The 21382-nt window shown below is 40.2% G+C and carries 16 protein-coding genes; 7 read left to right on the top strand and 9 right to left on the bottom strand.

The features are described from left to right. Window positions 1-11 precede the first annotated feature (11 nt). Together trxA and gmhA are read left to right on the top strand one after the other, a co-directional pair. Window positions 12-335 carry a thioredoxin gene (trxA, locus tag AC6JA8_RS01400; protein ID WP_497975430.1) on the top strand — a complete coding sequence of 108 codons (324 nt, stop codon included), beginning with the start codon at window positions 12-14 and terminating at the stop codon, window positions 333-335. A gap of 3 nt (window positions 336-338) precedes the next feature. After that, window positions 339-920: a D-sedoheptulose 7-phosphate isomerase gene (gene gmhA / locus AC6JA8_RS01395; RefSeq protein ID WP_497975429.1), complete on the top strand. Its 582-nt coding sequence runs from the start codon at window positions 339-341 to the stop codon at window positions 918-920. Between the two features lie 71 nt (window positions 921-991). Here gmhA and AC6JA8_RS01390 read toward each other — a convergent pair whose 3' ends face one another. The 8 genes from AC6JA8_RS01390 to AC6JA8_RS01355 form a co-directional block, all read right to left on the bottom strand. Continuing rightward, window positions 992-1438, bottom strand: coding sequence for a hypothetical protein (locus AC6JA8_RS01390; protein ID WP_497975428.1), 447 nt, complete (start codon window positions 1436-1438; stop codon window positions 992-994). Between the two features lie 113 nt (window positions 1439-1551). Further along, a complete protein-coding gene (locus AC6JA8_RS01385) occupies window positions 1552-1827 on the bottom strand; it encodes a hypothetical protein (protein WP_497975427.1) in 276 nt (91 codons plus the stop codon). Window positions 1828-1830: 3 nt separating this feature from the next. After that, on the bottom strand, window positions 1831-2760 hold the full coding sequence (locus AC6JA8_RS01380) for a tetratricopeptide repeat protein (RefSeq protein WP_497975426.1): 930 nt from the start codon (window positions 2758-2760) through the stop codon (window positions 1831-1833). Further along, window positions 2757-5648, bottom strand: a complete 2892-nt coding sequence (locus tag AC6JA8_RS01375) for a tetratricopeptide repeat protein (RefSeq protein WP_497975425.1) — start codon at window positions 5646-5648, stop codon at window positions 2757-2759. The genes AC6JA8_RS01380 and AC6JA8_RS01375 overlap by 4 nt, the downstream gene beginning before the upstream one ends. Continuing rightward, entirely contained in the window at window positions 5648-7066 is a 1419-nt protein-coding gene (locus AC6JA8_RS01370; protein ID WP_497975424.1) for a tetratricopeptide repeat protein, read from the bottom strand. The genes AC6JA8_RS01375 and AC6JA8_RS01370 overlap by 1 nt, the downstream gene beginning before the upstream one ends. A gap of 20 nt (window positions 7067-7086) precedes the next feature. Next, the gene (locus tag AC6JA8_RS01365) at window positions 7087-7800 is read right to left on the bottom strand and encodes an outer membrane beta-barrel domain-containing protein (protein WP_491633717.1); all 714 of its coding nucleotides are present in this window, start codon (window positions 7798-7800) and stop codon (window positions 7087-7089) included. A 71-nt stretch (window positions 7801-7871) separates the two neighbouring features. After that, entirely contained in the window at window positions 7872-11141 is a 3270-nt protein-coding gene (locus tag AC6JA8_RS01360; protein WP_497975423.1) for a UvrD-helicase domain-containing protein, read from the bottom strand. Further along, window positions 11131-13368, bottom strand: a complete 2238-nt coding sequence (locus tag AC6JA8_RS01355; protein WP_497975422.1) for a PD-(D/E)XK nuclease family protein — start codon at window positions 13366-13368, stop codon at window positions 11131-11133. Before AC6JA8_RS01355 ends, AC6JA8_RS01360 begins: the two co-directional genes overlap by 11 nt. A 97-nt stretch (window positions 13369-13465) precedes the next feature. Here AC6JA8_RS01355 and AC6JA8_RS01350 point away from each other — a divergent pair, with 97 nt between their 5' ends. Further along, a complete protein-coding gene (locus AC6JA8_RS01350) occupies window positions 13466-14302 on the top strand; it encodes an Hsp33 family molecular chaperone HslO (protein WP_497975421.1) in 837 nt (278 codons plus the stop codon). Here AC6JA8_RS01350 and AC6JA8_RS01345 read toward each other — a convergent pair. After that, window positions 14299-15330: a hypothetical protein gene (locus tag AC6JA8_RS01345; RefSeq protein ID WP_497975420.1), complete on the bottom strand. Its 1032-nt coding sequence runs from the start codon at window positions 15328-15330 to the stop codon at window positions 14299-14301. The genes AC6JA8_RS01350 and AC6JA8_RS01345 overlap by 4 nt on opposite strands. A gap of 157 nt (window positions 15331-15487) precedes the next feature. On the opposite strand from AC6JA8_RS01345, the gene AC6JA8_RS01340 reads away from it, so the two are divergent. From AC6JA8_RS01340 to AC6JA8_RS01325, 4 genes are read left to right on the top strand one after another with little or no spacing between them, the layout of a single operon-like run. After that, window positions 15488-17515, top strand: coding sequence for a heterodisulfide reductase-related iron-sulfur binding cluster (locus tag AC6JA8_RS01340; RefSeq protein WP_497975419.1), 2028 nt, complete (start codon window positions 15488-15490; stop codon window positions 17513-17515). A 7-nt stretch (window positions 17516-17522) separates the two neighbouring features. After that, window positions 17523-19361 (top strand): hypothetical protein, encoded by a 1839-nt coding sequence (locus AC6JA8_RS01335; RefSeq protein ID WP_497975418.1) that lies wholly within the window; start codon window positions 17523-17525, stop codon window positions 19359-19361. Window positions 19362-19368: 7 nt separating this feature from the next. Then, window positions 19369-20463 (top strand): hypothetical protein, encoded by a 1095-nt coding sequence (locus AC6JA8_RS01330; RefSeq protein WP_497975417.1) that lies wholly within the window; start codon window positions 19369-19371, stop codon window positions 20461-20463. Next, window positions 20456-21355 carry a hypothetical protein gene (locus AC6JA8_RS01325; RefSeq protein WP_497975416.1) on the top strand — a complete coding sequence of 300 codons (900 nt, stop codon included), beginning with the start codon at window positions 20456-20458 and terminating at the stop codon, window positions 21353-21355. The genes AC6JA8_RS01330 and AC6JA8_RS01325 overlap by 8 nt, the downstream gene beginning before the upstream one ends. The last annotated feature ends 27 nt before the right edge of the window (window positions 21356-21382 follow it).

The raw sequence follows: 21382 nt of genomic DNA, 5'->3' as shown, positions 1-21382 counted from the left end.
AGGAGTTCCTCATGGGATCAGTAAATAAAACAGACGTAGCACACTTCGAGTCAGATGTATTAAAAGCAGATAAACCAGTTTTAGTAGATTTCTGGGCTGAGTGGTGTGGACCTTGTCGCGTACTTGGACCAATACTTGACGACGTTGCTCGTGAATTAGGTGAAAAAGCTCAAATCGTAAAAGTTAACGTTGATGACAACCCTGAGCTTGCTCAGAAATACGGAATCCGCGGAATCCCAACGATGATCTTCTTCAAAAACGGTCAAGCTGCTAAAACTCTAGTTGGAGTTCAAGCAAAAGACGAAATTAAAAAATCACTTGAAGAGATGGCGTAATTTATGTTTGCACTAGAGTCGCTACAAGATGCACAGAAAGTTCTTAATGCGTTTGTTGATAACAAAGGCAACGTTGAATTAATCAATAAGGCCATCAATCTAATGGTTGATTCTTATAAAAACGACGGCAGAATGTTTAGTTGTGGAAACGGCGGCTCTATGTGCGATGCTATGCACTTCGCTGAAGAGCTTACTGGAAGATTTAGAAAAGAAAGAAAGCCTCTAGCGGCCATGGCCATCAACGATCCTTCTCACCTAACTTGTGTTTCAAACGATTACGGGTACGACTTCGTTTTCTCTCGCTACGTAGAAGCTTGGGGAAATAAAGGCGACGTTTTACTTGCAATCTCTACTTCTGGAAACTCACCTAACGTTCTTCTTGCTGTAGAAGCTGCTAAGAAAAAAGGCATGAAAGTTATCGGCCTTCTTGGAAAAGGCGGTGGAAAGCTAAAAGACATGGTGGATGTTCCACTTATCGTTGAATCAAACGTCAGCGATCGCATTCAAGAAGTTCACATTAAGTGCATCCATATCTTTATCGAAGGTATTGAGCGCTCATTGTTTCCTGAAAACTATAATAAGTAGTCATTCAAACATAATAAAAAAGCTCCGTAACAGGAGCTTTTTTTTTGTTCAAAAATGATCGTTCTTAAGAATTAATAAATCGCACCCATCACAATAAACAGCGCCGCCATATTAGTAATCAAAAGCCACTGTTTTGAATGCGTCTGGCGATAGTTCATAAAAGCATCAAGCAAGAATACCTGTGCCCATAACATAAAACCTACGCGGTAAATAAAGCCGCGGAAGGCATCGTTAACATTAAAGACATCGAGCAAGAAAGGTAAGCTAAAAAGAACCAGGAAGACGATCGACATAATTGAGCGCTTGATTCTCTCATCCTGATAAAAGATTAAGTCTGGCTTTCGTAATTTGATGTAGAGATCGTTTAAGAAAAGCACGTAAACGAACACAATCAAATAATCATCAAATGATTTGAACCCTATTAAAAGCTGGCATAGCAAGAGAGTACTAAAGGCCAGAAGCAATGCCATTTTCACTCGGGTCAGTTGTAAACCAGAAATGTTCTTTAACACGTTCATGGGACTAGTATAACTGATGATCCGAATTTAACCGTGGGTCAGGTCTAAGGTCTTGAAATGCGGTTTGGCAGGACCTAAGACCCTGCCAACAAAGGATGTCAGAGCTAAGTGTACTAGCGAACGCGCTCGATTCCCTTCTTGATTTCCATTGTGAAGGACTTTCTGTAAGGAAGGCGGTTCGTGAAGCGCTTTTCATGGATAGGTGAAATCGAGATATCGCTTGGCGCTCCCGTGTCCCCTTCAATGTTCAGGTCATCAAAATCAAACTTCTCATACTGCTTGTATGTGTAAATGACTTTTTTGTTTCCACTTTTTCCTTCTCCGGCGATATCGTCCTGAGCGAAAAGAGTGCTAGATGAAAGAAGAAGTGCAATAAATAGTGTTTTCATATTTTAATTCCTGATAAATCTTTCTACTTTTTGAGCGTATTCACTAATAGGACCCGATGGGCTTGAGACGTTTGATAAAACAGTCTGAGCATCAATCGGACGATTGAGTAGCTTTAGAGCGACAGCATAATTTAATCCAACAGAAGGAGTAGCGAGTGTCGCTTTATCAAACTTACCGTAGATATCTACAGCGCTCTGATAATCACCTTTGATCAAATAAGCAGACGCTAGTGCTGATCCTACCTCCACATCTTTTGGACTGCGCTTTTGTAGTCCTTGAAAAATAGGAAGAGCTTTTCCAACAGTTCCAAAACGCAGATACAACTGTGCCAGGTTATAAGTTGGAGTCACTGCAAATGTATTTAAATCTGAAGCCAGCTTAAAGGCCGCAAGAGCTTTCTGGTATTTCCCTTGCTTTTGGTAAACAACACCAAGGTTGTTGACCGGTGGGATATACTTGCTGTCTAGGTCGCGCGACTTATTGTAGAAAAGAATCGCTTTCGCATAATCAGATTTTAAGAAGTAACAAGTTCCTAATTGATTCCAGTAACTCGTGTTGTTCTTAAATTTTGTATACTGATCGTCAGCAATTTTTAAAGCTTCGTCGTATTTACCTTGATAACACTTAATATTCATCACAGTTAAAGGATCATCATTTCCTTTTAGTGCTTCTTCAAGTTTTGCTGGAGCTAAAGACCCCAGAGACTCTTTCACTAGTGCATATGATGACTCATCCGATGAAGAGAAATCAAATTCATCTTTATCAGCATTGTATTTTTCTTCTTTCTTCTTATCGAAGTCTAACTGCTCTACCCACGAAAAATCCTCTTCGGCTGAGCTCACTCCTCTTTTAGAAGAAGCGATTTCGCGAGAGACATTCGATGTTGTCGAACACGCTGAAAGAATGAGAAGTAGTGGTAATAGTTTTTTCATTTCGCACCTGCCTTATCCATCAGAGCGTTTCCTTTTTCATTGTAGTACTCTGGAATAATTGCATCATTTTTAACCAGGAACCATCCGTTGTCTGAAGACAGAATGTTTTCCTTTTCGATTTTCTTAATAGCTGTTTCTCTGAAATCCTGCGCTTGTTTATCTAGCGGGCTTGCTAACTTTTGCATCCCTTTTTGGAAAGACGACACGTACTCAGGAGATTTTCCTGGAGGTGTAAACTCAGTGATCTCTTTTTGCAGTCCTTCGTGAGCTTCTACGATGTAGCGGTAAGCTTTTACGATACCAATCCCTGAACCAAGTTCAGCAATCGAGATCGCTTCAGTTGTAATCTTATCCAGCATCACAAATTTGTTTTTTAAATTCTTGTTATACTCAGCTTCCGGGAAAGCAAGTCTCACTGAATTTAATCTCTTCACCTGGTCTTCCAATGCGTTTAAGCGAATAAGCGCAATCGCATCCAGACCTTCAAGTGGAACATCCATTTTAGATTTTTTAGCTGTTTCAAAATAAGTCAGCATTTTGCTTCTTACTTTTCCAGCATCTTCTACTCTACCGATATTTTCCAACTCGTTAGCAAGAAGACTTGATGGGTAAATTAACTGAGGCCACATTTCTTTTGTCGCTTCCAGTTTTTTGATCACTTCATTAAACGATCCCCACTTGCTAGCTGCTGCCAGCTCATTTAAGTGATCGAGGTAACCAGGAAGGACAACATCATTTCCTAGACCACATTTTGGAGCTTTTGCCAGAAGGTTTAAGCTCTTATCAAACTGTCTGTCTGCCAGGTAAATAACGTTGGCGTTTTTAAAGTAAGTTTTGATATTTTTTGAATTCGTCGTACAAATTTTATCAAAGATCTTCTCGCTTAAGGCCGCTGATTCAGCAAACTGGCGTCTTTGGAAAAGGTCAGTTGTAAAAAGAATAAAATCTTTTTCAAATTTCACGATTTCTGCCGGCTCCATCATGACAGCGGCGCGGTCTGCCCATCCATACATTTGCTTCCACTCACCTGTCTCGTAGAATAAAACGGCGATGTTATAAGCAGCTGTCTTTTTAGCTTCTTTGTCTGTCTCTGGTGATTTATAGATTTGCAGGTAGCCTTTTAGAGCTCCACGCTTATCTCCTTTGATACTGGCCTGTTCAACTTTCTCAAACTGCATTCCCAGCATAAGTGTCTTAACTTTTTGGCCGTACTCAGGGTTAACTTTGAATTCATTTGATTCAATTCTTTTTGCCCATCCAAGAAGTGCGGCTTTGTTGCCGGTGTCTTTATGGAAGTCCATTACCTGCGCTAGCATTTTTTCCTGAGTTTCAGATTCAGCTGGAAAGTTTGACTTGTAGTTAATAAGTGTTTTTTCAGCCCCAGCAATATCCTTTTTCCCCATTTGAGTTGAGAATAAACGCTGATAAACAACACTCGATTTCTCACCTTTTGGGTTAACGGCCAGGAATCCTTCATAAGCTGGAATTAGATAGTCTTCCGATGTTTTTTTGCTTACATTTTTCCCAAGAGAAACCATCAGAGCGTTACTCGCCAATTCCTCAGTCTTTTTGTCTTTGTTGGCCTGTGAACGCTTAATTGATTCTGCATAAAGAGGAACTGCTTTATCATACTCGCCGATAGCAAAGTACGTCTCCCCTGTATGGAAGTAGGCCATTTGAGATTTCTCAGGAGAAAGAAGAGCGCTCATCATGAAATATTCATTGGCAGCTTCTGCTTTTTTCGTGCGAATCTCTTTTTGGTTTTCATAAGTCTTGGCCACCAGCTGCTGTTGGATAAGCGCAGACATTTTTTCAACGTTAAATTTCAGGATCTCAATTTGATCCGGGCTTAAATTCCCTTTTGAGAATTGACTGGTTAAAGCACGGCTTGTTTCCAGATGCTTTTGATCGCGACCAAACTTTTCATACAAGCTGATAAGTTCGATATTAATATCGTTTTCTTCCTTTTCACTTGTTTTGTACTGAAGAGCATCACTTAAAGTCTTCTCGGCCGCGGCGAATTTCCCTTGCGACTTAAGGTACTTTCCTACTTTTAACATAACGTCTGAAACTGATTTACCATTCTTTTTGTAGAAGGCAATCGCCTCATTCGATTTCCCAGCTTCTGTATAAAAGAAGGCCAGGTCGCGCTCGATACTTTTTGTCATATCGATGTATTTGGGATTTTTAGAGAGTTCATATGACTCTGTCATGACATCAATCGCTTTGTCGTGACGACCCATTTTGAAATAAGACCAAGCTAGGTTGAAAGCATCTTTCGTCCACCACTTATCTCTTTTTGTCTTAAGTGCCGTTTCATAAAGGTTCATTGATTTATCAAATGATCCTTTGTTGAAATAAATTTCAGCAAGAGCAATGCGCGATTTATCAGCAATCACTGAATTACTTTTTGATTCTTCCAGAGCTTTCTGGAAGAACTTTCTCGACTGTTCTTCTTGTTTTAGTTCCTTGGCGTTGTATGCCAGGATATAGTAAGCATCGCCTTTCTCATCAAATTTTTTAAAGTTCTTTAAAAGAACTAAAACTGTTTTTTGAGCTTGGTCAAAATAACGGCGCGATTCTTTAAAATACTCATCTTTGCTGCCTTTCTCTCTTTGGGCCGCAGGAACTTCAAGGTACTTTTGGTTTTCCTGATCTTTTAACAAACGGGCCTTTTCTAAAAGAACTTGGGCCATGCGTAGCATTAGATCCGGTCTTTTTGCACCGACTTGTTTATTAAGACGAGTGACCTCGCGAAGTTCTTCATCTAAAACCTTAATTAACTCAGCTCTTCTTTGCTCAACATCAGCCTTCGCCTCTTTGATGACCAGAGAGTTTGTTAAAAAAAGTCCTAAACAAAACGAGAGTAGCATTTTTCTTTTCATCATTACTTACATTCCGATTTAAGCGAGAATACATAGTCACCAAGTTCATCGGCCCAGAACTCGCCATTAAATGTCCAAAAGTATTGTTTATCTGTTCTACGTAAGTGAGCGACGTTCCCTCTTGCTCGGCCATCACCGCCGATAGAGATGTCTTCGTATAACTCTGTTTTTCTCTTCGATAAAACTTCCAGCTTGATATAACTCATATCTTCGAAAGCACGCACGACTTGAGCAGCATATAATTGAAGCTGTCCGCGGATATAACTTCCGATCAGGTTTCTTTGTAAGCTTAGAGACTCGCGAAGGTTTTCGTTTAAAGCTCCCTTTAGCGCATCATTTGGAAGACCTTTTAATCTTTCAATTTCATCACGTCCATTGTTAAACGAGTTGTAAAGCTCCAGGTAAGCCGGGTCTTTCCCAATAGAAGCCAGCGCCGTACTTAGGATTTTATTCTCTCTATACTTTCCTTCTTCGCGGTCTTTAACCAAAAGGTAGTACTGACGGTAATCTTTACCAAGAGAATCAATGAACTTCTTGTATCCAATGTTGGCAGTTTCATAATAAGTATAGAAATCTTCTACCGTTTTCTTTGAATCATCCCATAGACACATTTCCATATAAGAAAGCGCCTTTAGAACTTCAATCTCAGGATTAAAAGTGTAGCTAAAGACTGGCGCCTTGTATGTTACAAGCTTCCCTAGAGTACGGTTGTAATCTTTTTGATAAAAGCTGTTCCATGCTTCTTCAAACAGGATTTCCGGCCAGATATAAGATGACTTCGGAAGATCCAGGTAAGATGAATAGGCCAGGTCAAACTTAGCTAAAGCAAACTGAGAACGAGGAATACCCACCACACAATAATCGCGAGTGATATTCAGCTGTCTGATACGGTCTTTGTTGCTTTCTTTTTTAATTTGAGATTCTGCAACTTCGATACACTCTCTAAAGACTCCGGCCGCTTTATCCTCTCTTTTGCTTACAGAGTAAGCACTCCCTTCTAGCAGAAGAGCAAATGGTTTTACCGGATGCCAGTCTTCGATCTTACGGTCAAGATACTTAAGCGCCTGATCAAACTTCCCTTGGCGGAAAGCCTTTCTTGCCAGAATGTAACGGATTGTTGGTGCATTTGATTTCTCCAGAATGTTCGCTGGAAGAACCTCAAACTGCTTTACCCCAACCTGCGTGATAAGTTCATCAAGAACCTTATCAAGAGCTGCATCGTTGACTCTATTTGTTGAGGCCATGTACTCCTTAATAAAAGGAATAGCACTGAAATACATTTTGTCTTGCACCAGCTCTGCGGCCAGTTGCGGGTAGCGGGACTTATCACCCGCTTGATAGATTCTTCTTGCACCTTGAATTGAAGCATGGGCATTCATTCCAAGGGCCAGGAAGAAAAGTATTAAACATGATCTTTTCATTTTCACTTCTCCCTAAAAACTTAGAATGTGTAACCAATAGACGCCGTCGCATCAAAGTTCGACTTATAGCTTGATCCCGAAGTTGAAATATTGTCTGCGCTATAGTGAACCGCTGTTAAGTCAGTTCTCACGCTGAAACTTTCGTTGATATAAAACTTAAGACCAGCAGACCACATGATCCCGCTGTGTGTTTCTTCTGTTTCAATCCCTTCAGCTGTTTGCCCTTGAGTGAAACGAAGCTTGTTATTTTTCTCTTTTAACTGAGCGTATCCAAGACCAAAAATCCAGTCCATGTAAACGATCTTGTTGAATGTATTGATCTTGCTGTAAAACGGTGACCAAAGAAACATTGCTCCCATGTAGCTGTCGACAATTCTTCTAAATGGAGTTGTACCAGTTCCCCCACCACCTGAGTTACGAACACCTTTTGCTGTTTCGTTTTCTTTCCCTGAGTTCTTTGAGTATAGAACTTCAAAACCATAGTCTTCCGTGAAGAAGTATCCTGCACGTCCCTGGATTGCTGTTGAATCAACGAATGCACCAGAAGTTGTGATCCCCCCACCTACGTTAATATGGGCGTGATTGGCCTTTCTAAATTTTCTGTTTTGAAGAACGAAAACTTCTTTATCCGGATCAAGCCATGAAAATTCGTAAATGTCTTTTTCACTGGCGAATAAATTTGTTGTGAAAGTTAATGAGAAAAGAACTAGAGAAGCCAAAACTTTTGATTTCATACGCATCCTGCTTTTAAAATTTCCTAAAGTCTATCCAAGGTCTAGAATTTAGTACTATTTTAACACAGGACCTATGTCTCGCAACTCGTGGCAGTTCTTTTATAGTGGATGCACATTGATGAGTAGTCACAGGCCGAGCAGTGATTCAAATTAACTTGATTAAGCGACTCTGTTTTTGTCCAGTTCTCAAAGAGAATTTGAGAAATTTGGGCAAGACTCATAGTTTTGTTCACCAACTTTTTTTCATCGACGTAAACCAATGAGAGGGGGATCATTTTTTCCGGAGTAAAATACTTCAGCTTTGCATATGCGTACCCATAACACATCAACTGGAACCAATAGCTTTCTTCATTCTTCTCATCGCGAAGACCCGTTTTGAAATCCCAAACAACAACTGAGTCCTGATCTTCAAAAATTAAATCCGGTGTTCCTGAAATCATTTGTCCAAAAAGAGAAAACTTAATCTGCTTTTCACTGATAACATTTTTTCCGTTGGAAATATTATTGGCCTCTTTAAATGCCCACTCTATTTTTTCTTTATCAGCGCCGTTGACTTGATCAAGAGTCATCTGATTGAGAAGCAACTTCGAAAGGTGCGCATGCACTTTCGTTCCGCGCTCCATTGAAGAATAAAACACTTCTTCCGCTTCAATGGCCTCTTCTTCATCAAGTTTTAAGAATAGTTGTTTATCAATTCCGGGAGCTGGAATTTTACAAATATTAGAAAGGTAAAATTTAAATGGGCACTGAGCTAATTGAGCAAGTCTAGTTACAGATGTCTCTGCAAACACCCCAAGTTTTGTTTTTTCTTCAGAGGCAATTAACCCAAGTGAATCTTTGAGAATAATGGGGATATCGACTTCTTGATGAATCGTATTTTTTCCCAGGCTCAGGGTTCTTTCTGTTAAAACATCTGAAGCCGGAGCAAGTCTCATCGCTCTAATCCAGTGATTGCTCCCGGGTGAAAGTTGCTTTTCTTTTCCGTCAATATTGGCCCACAGGTCAACCCAACCTAAGTATTTCACTGCACGCGTACAGGCTACATAGAGAAGCCTTTTACTTTCAGAGAATTCTTTAGCGCGGTCTAGTTCTGCTTCGTAATAATAAACAGGTGATTTATAAAATTTCTTTTGATTATAGGCTTTCTTCCATCTAAAACTTTTTGGCAGCTTACCAACAGTTTCAGTCTTTCCCATCTGCAACCCATTGCTATGAATCCCACCTAAAAGAACGGCATCAAACTCCAACCCTTTTGAAGCGTGGGCAGACATAATAATAACTCTTTTAGCTCTTGCCCCATTCATTAATTCAAGTGAGTACTGTTCTTCACTTTCAGTTGAAAGCAAGTGAAAAACCTTAATTGGATCTTCATTACAAACGCGGCAGATAGAATCAATCAGCGCACTGTTTTCCTGGTACTGTGAATTGCTAATTCCCAGCGAATAAACCAGTTTATGGAAGGCCAGGCGCAATCCTAAGATGGCAAGATCGCCAAGGAATTTTTCTTCGATTTCTCGGGCAGTGCTCTTTACGTTCAACACTTCCAGAAGTGAATTAAGCAGGAAATGAGTTGAACGAAGTTTCTTTTCTTCGTTGGCATTAAGCTTTAACTCAATGGCCCTTAAAAATAAATTGATGATCGGGTCTTCAGCATACTGCACTTTAACTTGGGCACTAAAGGCCACTTCATTCTCAGCTAATAAATCTAAAAGAAGCGCACTTGGACGAAGTTTGCGGTAAAGCACACAGACACTTTGCATATCATCGCGATTTAAAAGCTCGCGGATAATTTCATAGAGGGCTTCAGCTTCATAAAAATCCAGATCGAGTTTTTTATCGCTCTCTAATCCTTCAATCTCTGTCTTAAAGCGCTCAACCTGTCCTAGAGTATTTTTAATCTCTGGAATCGTCTGAGGCTCCATTAAAACTGTATTCGGATCTTGTCCTTCAAACCCATAACCTAATGGAAAAACCGTTTCAAAAAAATGGTTATTGAACTTGATGACTTTTCCAAAAGACCTGAAGTTATTTTTTAACCAGATATTATTTTCAGTTCCCAACATTTCTGAACATTGGTTAAAAACCAGGAGCTCTCCACCTCTAAAACCGTAGATCGCCTGTTTTTTATCCCCAACACAAAAGAGTCTCTGGTGATTATCGCCTACCAGGTGCTTAATAATTTCATATTGAACTGAAGAGGTATCCTGGAACTCATCGACAATAAAATAGTCGTAGTTCTTTTTAATCTTTTCTCTGATTTGTGGATGTCTAAGCCCTACGCAGGCAAAGTACTCCAGATCGGAAAAAGCAAAACCTTTTTCCAAAAAGTAGTTTTCATCAATAAAGTTGTAAACTTCTTTAAAAGTCTCAACCCACGACCAATAAATATCGTAGTGATCAATAAAGTTGGTCAAGTCTTCATGAATATCTCTTAATTCTTTAACTAAAGTCTTTAGTTTTTCCAGAGCGTATTTTTGGTCTTCATTCATCGCTTTAACTTCGCGGGGAAGAGTTCCTACACTAAGGGCCCACTGGGCATATTCACGAAAGTTCTGGGCCTTAAAGCTTCCAAGTCTTGAATAAAGTTCGTCATAACTTTGAAGAAAGACAAACCATCCTTTCTCTCTTTCTTTGGCATCAGCATTTACATCTACTGACGAAGCAAGAAATTCTTCCAGATCCAGTGTCGAAATCAAATCTGTGATAAATGATTCCAGTTCTTTTTCTGGAGAAGTCTTAACTAATGGCTCTTTCCACATCAGCCTCAATTCTGGCGAGTTATAGATTTCAATCATCGCTCCGATTAAGGCCTGTGAATTCGCCTGGAAGATTTGATTCAAACGATTATTTTTGGAAATAAACCACAAGTTAAAAAGGTTTGAGATTTTATTTTTAAACTCGACGCTGCTTAAAATCTGAATATCGTTACCGACATCAGCAAAATATCCTTGAGATAAAAGCTGATGACAAAAAGATGAAATCGTCGTGATATTCATCATCGAAAGATATTGTCTGATAAGAGACCAAAACTCTAGAGTTTTTGCATCTGAAGCATTTTCACACAAATCATCGATTCTCTTCATCATACGAATCGACATTTCTCCTGCGGCCTTTTTAGTAAACGTCATTAAAACGAGCTTAGGCAATTGGAAAGGAACGACATGGAGCCATTCCGATGACGGTGTCTTTACCCTCAAGTTATCCAGCCAGGTAATGATGTGCTCAATCAGAACAAAGGTTTTCCCCGACCCTGCACCGGCAGAAAGGATTTTTCCTCCTTCGTGGTGAATGGCAATTTTCTGTTCTGCGTTTGGAGACTTTGCGCCTGAATTAAGACTCACAAGTTCCTCCTTTTAGACAAAACAAGTTCACCGGACAGAAATGGCAAACCTTATTCTCTCTGGGATTAGGACGGAAAACTTTCATGGCCTGAATATCTGCAATCGCCGTCTCCACGACTCCCGCCACACTCTCCAACGAAGACCCCAAAAGTTTCTGGGCCTCATCAGTATCAAAAAATAATTTATCATCTGTCAGGTCACTTAAGTTTAAATAACCGAAAGCATCGATCTCATGACCTTGATGTTTTAGCACTAGAAGATAAACCCATAACTGAATTTTCTTAAACTCTACCGTCTCTGTTTTAGTTCCGGCCGCACTGCTTGATCTTTTAAAATCCAAAATGCTGACTTTGTTATCTGAGGAAATCATCAAGCAGTCGATAGAACCGTGAAGGTTCCATGGATTCTGCCCCAGCGGGACCTCAAATTTAATTGTAGTGATATTTTTAAGGCGAATAAGGTCTAATAAAAAGACAATCCCATTCCAGGTATAATGCATGATCTCGTTATAACTTCTCGCCTTTTCGGTTTCTGTTAAAACCAGCTTGCTGGTTGCGAGGTATTCATTGAAAACCTTCACACAAATCGCCTGATGCAAATCAAGCTTGATCTCTTCGGTGATATTAGAAGCAATCCCTGAAAAATAATCTGCAATAATCTGGTGCTCTAGATTTCCTAATTCATCAGGACCCAGGCTTGCTCTCTCCATTGGGCGGTTATCAATTTTCTCAATGTGCGTGAAATAAAATTTCTGTGGGCAATCAATAAAGGTCTGAAGCTTAGAAGCCGAAAAAGTCTTTTGAGTAAAAGGCCCTTCTTTCATTTTGGGAAGCAAGTACTCATGGATCTTTTTAATAGAGTACTTCACCCCCAGGTCTAAATCCTGAACATCAAAGTTCTTAAGAACTTCTCGCCATGAAAGATCCGTTTCTAAAACCTGCTCTTCAATTAAAAGAATTGTTTCTGGATGCCCTAAAACAGAAAGGAGCTCATATTTGTGAAATAAAAATTCCAATCCCGCACGCTTAATTGGCCCAATGGCCCTTAAGGCCTTGGTCATAGCTTCACTTAAAATCTTTTCATTGGCCCTAAAGCCTCCAAGACTTCCTGTGGCCAAAACAGCAAGAGGCTTTTGATCATTCCTAAAATTCAAAGCGTTCATATCTAAAAACGATCTTTGGATTTCTTCTTCCAGCGTAATAAAACTCACACGTGGAGAATTTAGTCCTACGATGATTTCCAGGATATCAACGGCAAAGTGATCAATCAGTGACTGAAATTCGCTATAAGAAGCCAGCGCTTCTTTGGCCAGGTCAATCACTTTAAACTTGCGATACTCTCCTTTTTCCTGCGCGCTGATTTTAAGTGCGTCCAGGTGCAGGTCGAGCTCAGTGGCCGTATAACTTTTTACGTCTTTTAATTTTTGTCTTAAATCCCCAATGAGCCACTCAGTCTCTGAAGCAAAAAGATCTTCTGTCGTTTTAAAAAAAGAATTTTTCCTTTGGGCTTCCTGGAAACCCACTAGCCCCACTCTTGTTCCTGCTAAAAGCAGGTCGTAGCCTGAATGGTTTTCAAAAAATTTATTTAAAATGACATTGCCCTTTCCCTTAGGAAGGACACTGACTTGAGTCGGAATCATTTCTTTTAAGCGCGCTTTAGGTTCTTCTTGTGAAATCCATTTAATCCAATCATTAGGTAAGGCTTCACTGTAAACAGGGGCCGGGAAAAAAACATCAACTTCCTGCTCTTCGCTTAAAACCTTAACCATATCTAACTGCACACCGCTCATGTGCTTAAAACCCACAAACCACATAGGACGGTGGAGTTTTGATTCTGTTACCTTCTGGTAACTAGCGTGCTCGTCGACGATCTTTTCCTGATCGAGGTAAGTCCAAAACACCAAAATTGATTTAACGATGGTCTCGTCGAGCTCTTTAAAGAACTCGGCCAGAAGTTCCAGGTTTAGAGTAAATGAGCGAAGTTCAGTAAAAAGCTCAAATGACTCCAGAAAAATAGCTGTTTTTTCATTGGGAAAGTAATGCTTCCAAACGGCCGAAAGTTTAACCATTAGCTCTGACTTTCTAGCGCGAACCAGGCCCAGGCCTTTTAAATGGTCAGCAGTCCATTTAGAAATAGTAATGATTTCAAGTTCTGGAAGGAGATTTCTCAGGTTGTCGGCAATCAGTGGGCTTGGACAAATAACCAGCGGAGCACTTTCCTTTTGCATTTTGGAAAGCAAATCTTGGTTGGAATCATAAAAAACCACTTCTAGCACAACGCTTTTCTCCAAGACAAAACCGGGAATATTTGGTAAAAATTATTTTATGCTTCCAGAAAGTCGATTGTATAGTTTTATTGACCAAAAAGAGGGCTTCACGCTCCACTTCCTTGAGGGTCAAAAGTTAATTAATGATCTCGCGATTATTCACGAAGTCATTGGTGCCGGATTTCAATATTTCCGCGATGCCATCCTTTCGTTCCAACCGATGATTTCATTCTTAAAACCAGGCGAAGGTCTGGGAGTTTACATCGATTCTGAAGAGCCTTATTTCCGCTTAAAAATTGAAATGAGCGACCAAGGTCAGATGAGAACACTTCTTCTGCCTGAGCAGTTCAACGAATTCCCGAAATCGATTACAGGCAAATGCCGTATCGTAAAACTTCTTCCGGGTGAACTTCATCCATACACTTCAATTATCAATCTGGATCAAATTGATGCCCATGCTATGGTCAACAAGATCCTTTCAGATTCATACCAGGTAAAAAGCGCTATTCATGTTTCCCTGGAATCTGATCAAAGCATCATGCTGATGAAACTTCCAGAGATCAACGTCAACAGAGTAGAAACAAACTACAACATGAACATCGATCAATACTGGAAGAGCATTCAAGACAAAGTAGAAGAGCTTTTCAAAAAAGGTGCGACTGAACAAAGTGATATTCAACCTCACTTTGAAGGTCTGGGCCTAACGTTCCTTGGTTCAAAACAAGTTTCATTCAAGTGCACTTGTTCAAGACAAAGAATGTTTGAAGGCGTTCGCTCAATCATCTGGTCGAGCGGAATTGATGCCGTTTTTGCTCCTGATGAATCAAGCATCGAAACAAAATGCGACTACTGCAAAACCAGCTATCTTTTAACCAGAGAAGAATTTTCTAACTAGAATGGACTTACACTGTCCCAGTTGAATTTCTTATCTTCAGGTTTATAAATCATTCTTTTTAACATGTCTGATTCATCAAAGATCCCGCAGAAGTTTTCTGCCATTGATCCTTTTGCCAGAACCGGTGACATAAGAGATGAGTTTTTAAAATAAAGATTTTTTCCGGCCTTTTCAAAATCTGACCACTCTTTTCCCTGTAGAGGAAATTCAAGCATCATCGACTCTGCTCCGCTGACGACAACTAAAAGGTCATCACCTTTGTTACTTTTAATTGAAGAGACAATTCTGTCGATTTCCTGGAGAGACTCTTTCGCCAGGCTGATATCTTTCTTTTTAAGTGCATTTTGGAAATTGAAATCACGAACCACAAAAACTGAGCGGCGGTGATCTTTTGAATTCATCGTCCAAAGTGTTCTAAAATTATTTGAAAGGCTTGAGTAACAAATCCCTTTTTGGCATGAGCGATCGTAATAAAGTCCCGGACGAACCGTTTCTTTTGATTGATCAGGCGAGTCCTGATAATGGAACGTTTTTTGTGGGCCAATGTCTGGCCCCATTCTATAGAAGCGCATTTTACTTAAATCGATCATTTTACTGTTTGAGCAACCTAACGATTTCTCTAAACTCTGCTCCACAGAAGCTCCACTTTCCAAAACACTGACACTATAGCCAACGTCTTGCAGGAATTGCCATGAAGGAACGACGGTGTAATCTTCGCAAGTTCCTCTGATGTTTTTTGATCCTGTGATCTGCGACAAAAAGCTCTTACTCGCCTCAGGTCTTAGCTGGTACAGGTTAAAATTCCACATTTTACCTACGCAATCCACTTGTTCCAGGTTGGTTTTATGAGTGGCCTCTGCCACGTTAAAGCGCAGAAGTGGAATATGCTCTTCCGAAAAACCTGCAACCTGAATCCAGATAATATGGTCTGGCCTTTCCGAATACTCATGGGGCTCAAGATTTAATGTTTGTACTCTGGCGCATCCAAGGGCCGAAAGAGTGATGAGTAGAGCTAAAAATCTTTTCATAGGAACGCTTCCACTGATAGGGATAATAGATTTTTATTATGCCCTAATTAACTAAATTTCTCATTTAATTCTTTGTGATTCTCATCTATTCTATTCTGAGAACCACTTACATTTTATTACCGGATTAATTTGCTCGAGCATACTTAGGGGAGAAATTATGGGAGATGTTGCAACACTCGCCACCAGAGAAGTCATGTGGAATATTCCACACGCATTCAAAATCGTCATGTACATCATGTTCCTGACATCAATGGGATTTTTAATCAAAGGTTTTTATGACAAGTTGATGTTTGTCACTAAGGGCCAGGGAACGGATGGCCTTAAAGGTCTTCTGCCTGAAAAACTTCAGTGGGACAGATTTCTTCACACTTCTCTACTAACTGGAAAAGTTCCCCGTTTTAAATACGTTGGTCTTTTCCACAGTCTGATCTTCTACGGATTTTTTATTCTGTGGATTGCAACAGACATCGTTGCGGTTCACGCCGACACTCCTTTTAAAATTTATAAAGGGAACGTTTATATTATCGTTTCATTTCTTGCTGATGTTGCCGGAATCATGATCCTAGCTGGTCTTGCGATCGCTTACCACCGTCGCTACATCAAGCGCCCGGCTTACTTATCTGCAACAAGACCACAACAAGAACTTTTCATGTACTGGATGCTGATTGGTCTGGTTGTTCTTGGATACATGATTGAAGGTCTGCGTATTCTTGGAACGGGAATGCCGATCAACGAAGCGACATGGTCACCAGTAGGATGGGCCATTGCTCACTTCTTTAAAGCTTTCTCTTTTAATGACTCAACTCTAGCTCTTTTCTTTAGATCGCTTTGGATGATCCACATGATCAACACAATGGTGTTCATTGCTAGTATTGGGTACACAAAGTTCTCTCACATCTTCCTTCTGCCGCTTGCTTCTTTAGTGACCCCGGTAAGACGCGGAGCTGTTTTAAACCCAATGAACTTTGAAAATGAAAATGCTGAAACATTTGGTTTAGGAAAACTTTCTGAACTAACAATGAAAAACAACCTGGATCTTCTAACATGTGTTGAGTGTGGACGCTGTACTCAAGTGTGCCCTGCCAATCTTGCTGGAAAAATCCTGGACCCTAAAAAGATCATTACAAAAACTCGCGATCTTGCTTTTGAAACTCAAGCTAAAGGTGAAAAAGACGCTGAGATCTGGGGCGACAATCCTATTTTCCAATCAAACGAACTTGATGCTTGTACGACTTGTGGTGCTTGTATGGAAGAGTGTCCAGCAAACATCGAACACGTCAATATCATCATGGAAGCTAAACGCTACAAAGCTTTAACTCTTGGAGACATTCCTCCAGCTGCTGCTGATGCTGTAAACAAAATCAAAAATCAAGGAAACCCTTGGGGGATTGCTCAACACGATCGCTTTAAATGGGCAGACGGACTTGATGTTCCAGTCATTGAAGCTGGTAAAAAAGTGGATTACCTATACTACGTTGGATGTGCTGGTTCATACGACGGCTCTAACCAAAAAGTAGTTAAAGACACAGTTGCTATGCTAAAAAAAGCAGGCGTGAGCTTCGCTGTTATGGGAAAAACTGAAAAATGTAACGGTGACCCTATTAGAAGATTTGGTGACGAGTATTCTTTCTATGAAATTGCCATTGAAAACATAGCCAACATGAGACAATACGAGTTCGGTAAAGTTGTTACCCACTGCCCTCACTGTCTACACACTATTGGAAAAGAATACGCTAAGTTTGAAGATGGTGCGTTTGAAACAGTTCACCACACTGAACTTCTGGCAGAACTGATTGACAAAGGTAAGCTATTTCCTGAAAAAGCGATCAACGAAGAACTTACTTTCCACGATCCATGTTATTTAGGCCGCCACCACGGTCAATATAATGCTCCTCGTGCGATCTTAAACTCTATTCAGGGTCTGAAGATTAAAGAAATGGAGAGAAGCAAAGATAAGGCCCTATGCTGTGGTATGGGTGGAGGAAATATGTGGTACGAGCTTCCAGAAGGCGAGCACATTGCAAATAACCGACTTAAAGACATTGGTGAAAAAGAAGTTAACAAATTGGCTACGGCCTGTTCTTATTGTATGATTAACTTTAATTCATCAAAAGCTCACGTTAAGGAAACGGAAAACCTTGAAGTTGAAGATATCGCATCTATTCTGGCAAAATCAGTTTTATAAGATAGCTATGCTTATCGGCCTTACCTGTTTATCAGGTAAGGCCTTCTCTCAAGAGTCTTCTACTCCCGGAATCATTGAAAGCTTCGAGCGCCTCTTAGAACTTCACAAAGACCAATTCCAAAAAAATAAATCCCGTATTCAATCTAACTTAAAAGCAGTCTCCAATCTTTCTGGTTACGCCGACGTTAAACTTGATCCACAATACGTGAAATCTATAATCCTTCACTCTGATGAGCGTTTCTTAAAATACGCTCAACAAGATGAGTGTAAATTTCTTTCCTCTTTGGAAACAAATCTGCTTAAAACAGCAGAAGGTAATATCGACAACATCCTGATTGAATACAAAAACAAAGATGGCTCGACTGATTCGGCCTCAATGTTAAAGGATGATTTTTTTGAACAAATTTATAAAAGAAAGTGTTTAAACAATCGCGAGTTCTCAATTCTCTTTAGTGAAATCAACGCTCAAAAGACAATTGAAGGAATCAAATTCAGCGTTCCTAAAAATAAGGCCGAGTGCTCAACCATTCACAACGAATGGCTGGCCAACCCATTTACACCTTATCTGTGCCGCATTCAGCAAGTCTTTAAAAAACCTGCTCTTAAAAGACAAGCTGATTACTACCGCGAACGCATCCCACTTATGCAACGAGTGTACCTGGATAACCTCTGCAACTCTTTAAGTAATCCCGAACTTTTTTGTTCGAGCTATTTAAAAAGCGATGTATGGAGCAAAATCTTAAACTCAGAACTTCCTGATTATAAGATGAGTTATAAATGCCAGCAGATGTACAATAAGAAAGACAAACTCACTCCGATGGAAATGAAAAACTGCGCCAGCAAACTGGCAACAGAAAACACCTTCTGTGAAACCAGAGGGAACCAGGACTTTCCATCCAACTTCCCTCTACAAAACTGTAGCAATATTTCTCTGGCGCTGAACAAATCAAAACTAATTAGCGATTACCACGATTGTCCGGGAAACATTGACAACGAAGGGCTGACTAACATTCACAGAATTGTTAATCATTTCTCACCTAGACCGATTGTGACTTCAAGGGACACTTGTGCAGGTGAAGCTAACTACACACTGGCAAAACTCAATCTCGACGTGAAACACGAAGCTGGATGGCCATTAAAAGTTTGTTACATGAACCGCATCGACAACAAAGAAGCTTGCGTAACTTATATTCCTGGTTCGCGTGCTGATGAGCCTCTAAGTGAAGACCAAGTTGTGGCCAGAATCCTTTACCAGCAAAAAGGAGCTCCACAAAAGACGACTTGTCGAATTGTCGATTCTCGAACTTACAATCCTGTTCGCTCGGAGTTTAAGTTTGGCTGCTTCATCGTTTACAGTGCTGATCTTTGTACGACTCTTTCTTGTGATAAAAAAGTTATCTGGGAAGAAAAAGTTCAACAAGACATTAAGTTTATCGGGGTTCCGGTATTTGATTATTTCCCGACATCATACTTGAATGAACGTTACGCTTTCACCAATTTATTAGACGAAGTCAAAGGAACTCAAGATCGCATGATCAGAAATCTCACAGATGTGAAGTTCTTCTTGGATAAGATGCCTACGGGAATCATTCATGGAATCGGCTGTGCTGAAGATATGATTCCTGAACAATTTATGAGAACAGCGATCAATCAGTGTCACCCAATGCCATTTATCGTTGATGGACACGTTGTGAAGAATAATGAAACCTGGCTGGTTACTCGCCTGGCAATTGATGATGTACACACTCCTCGATTGTTGATGTGGCCAAATATTTTTAACGCTGTCAGTGCCTATCAGGAGCTACACCCGTTAAATACATGGACGTTATATGGCATTAGAAAATAAGAAGAATATGATACTAAAATTAATCTTCGCCTTTCTACTGGGCCAAAGTGCTCAGGCCAAAATTATTTTGCCTGAACTTTTAGCGAAACAAGCTGTTAACAATATCCGCTTCCTCAGCCAGGATGGAAAATTCACTTATTATCAAAAGCGCTCGGGAAGCCTTCTTTTCTCCAGCAATTATAAAGTAGCGGAGTTAATCAAAGGTCAGATTGGAACGCAGTATACTTTAATCGGTACACCTGCGAGAAAAAAGATCGTAGTCATGCAAAATGAAAACTTCCATACGTTCTACTCTATCAGGTCCCGTGAGAAAATTTTTCTCTTGGATTTTGGTGGAACAAATCCAAAAGAAGTGGGCATGGGATCAGCGGCGGCCCTTCATCTTAATGATACGTGGCTTTCATACTACGACTACTATTCAAAAGTTTTAAGTTTTGAGAATACGACCAATGCGGCCCTTAAGTTCAGTTTAAAACTCAATAACCGAATCAATCCCTACTTTACTCCTCAAGTCGTGATGAGTGATGACAACACTGTTTATTACACTGACCTAGGTGAGAACGGAGCTGTCGGACTTCTGGAATTTAAACGCAATACTGGAAAAGCAGAACTTATCTTCAAGGCCACCACCCCAATGGTAAAAGCAGAAATCTGTCTGCACAACGACTACCTCGTAATGGGTCTCTTTGGACTTAACTTCTCTAAAAATGGCGCCACTATTACCCGTGCAGCTTTACCTCTGAGTGATTTTAAAAAACGCGAAACGATTTACACATCGTCGACGAATGACTTTGGTCAATTAGTTTGCGATTTCAGCAAAGACTACATCACTTTCATTAAAAACTTTGGTAGCAACGACCAAATCAGCACCGACCTGGTCGACCTGAATCCGTCTAACAAAGAAATTAAAATGCTTAGTGAAATGAAAACCATTACGAGTGTCATCAACATGGATGGAACACTTTTGGCACTGGATAAAGGTAAATACTATATTGTTAAAGGCACAATTGATTATAAAAACATTGACTCACTTAAGGCCCTTCCTCCAAGTGGAGCGAGTGAAGCCATTAAGCAGATTGATAAAGAATTAGATAATGAGTAAAGCGATTAAAACATTCACTGTGTCTGCTCTTCTCGCTTTAAGCGTACAGAACACACACGCCGAAAAAGTAGCGGCAGGATCTAAAGAATTGCCTTTAGAAGTGAATCTATTAATTGATAACCTTCAAAATAATAACCCGGATATTTTTCCAAAAATCCTACCGGATCTTCTCAATATCGACCGCTATGCCCGCTCAATGAGTAAAGAAGACATTTTCCTGATTGGGAAAATTGAAGTTTATAAGACATTGCTTAAAAATTACGATGCTGCCATTAAACAGCCAGTCGATGGAACGAGTTTAACGACTCTCAAAGCAGCTTTGGGTAAAACGAAAGACAATTTCACTAAGTGGTTTCTTCAGGCCCTATTAAAAGACTGCGAAGACCTGATGAGCAACAAGCTCTATAAAGAATTTTTACTGCAAAAAAACAACGGCCTTAAAATAGAAAAAGTTGAGTACCGCAAACTGGAGAAAAAAGGCGAGCTTCTGCAGTATTGGATTTCTAAAATCAATCCAAATGCCCAGGATTTTCCCGACACTCTAAAAAATGACCTCACTCCAAAGATGCTGGAGACGTTAAAAAACATCTCGAGAAGCTTTGAACTCATGGCCAAAGAAAGCAGCCTTTCACCTCTGGCCCCAGAACTTAAAGACGAAACAGAGCTTAAATTCTTTGCCGTCAAAGATGTGGCCAAAACCCCTGCCAAACCTGCTGCTCAGACCAGTGAGTCTAAGAGCGTGGAGGAAATCCTGGCCCCTGTCACCGACGTAAAACCGGAAGAACTTCCTCAGCCGACCCAAGAAAATTGGCTTGAGGATGAAAACACTCCTGCGTCTCTGCAAAATCTTCCAAAACCAAGCAATGACGCTGATTGGCTAGAAGACTTTTAGCCCATTTCGTGATAAAATCTCTCTCTG

The organism is Bacteriovorax sp. HI3 (assembly GCF_059738875.1).
This window is presented reverse-complemented; position numbering and strand designations above follow the sequence as displayed.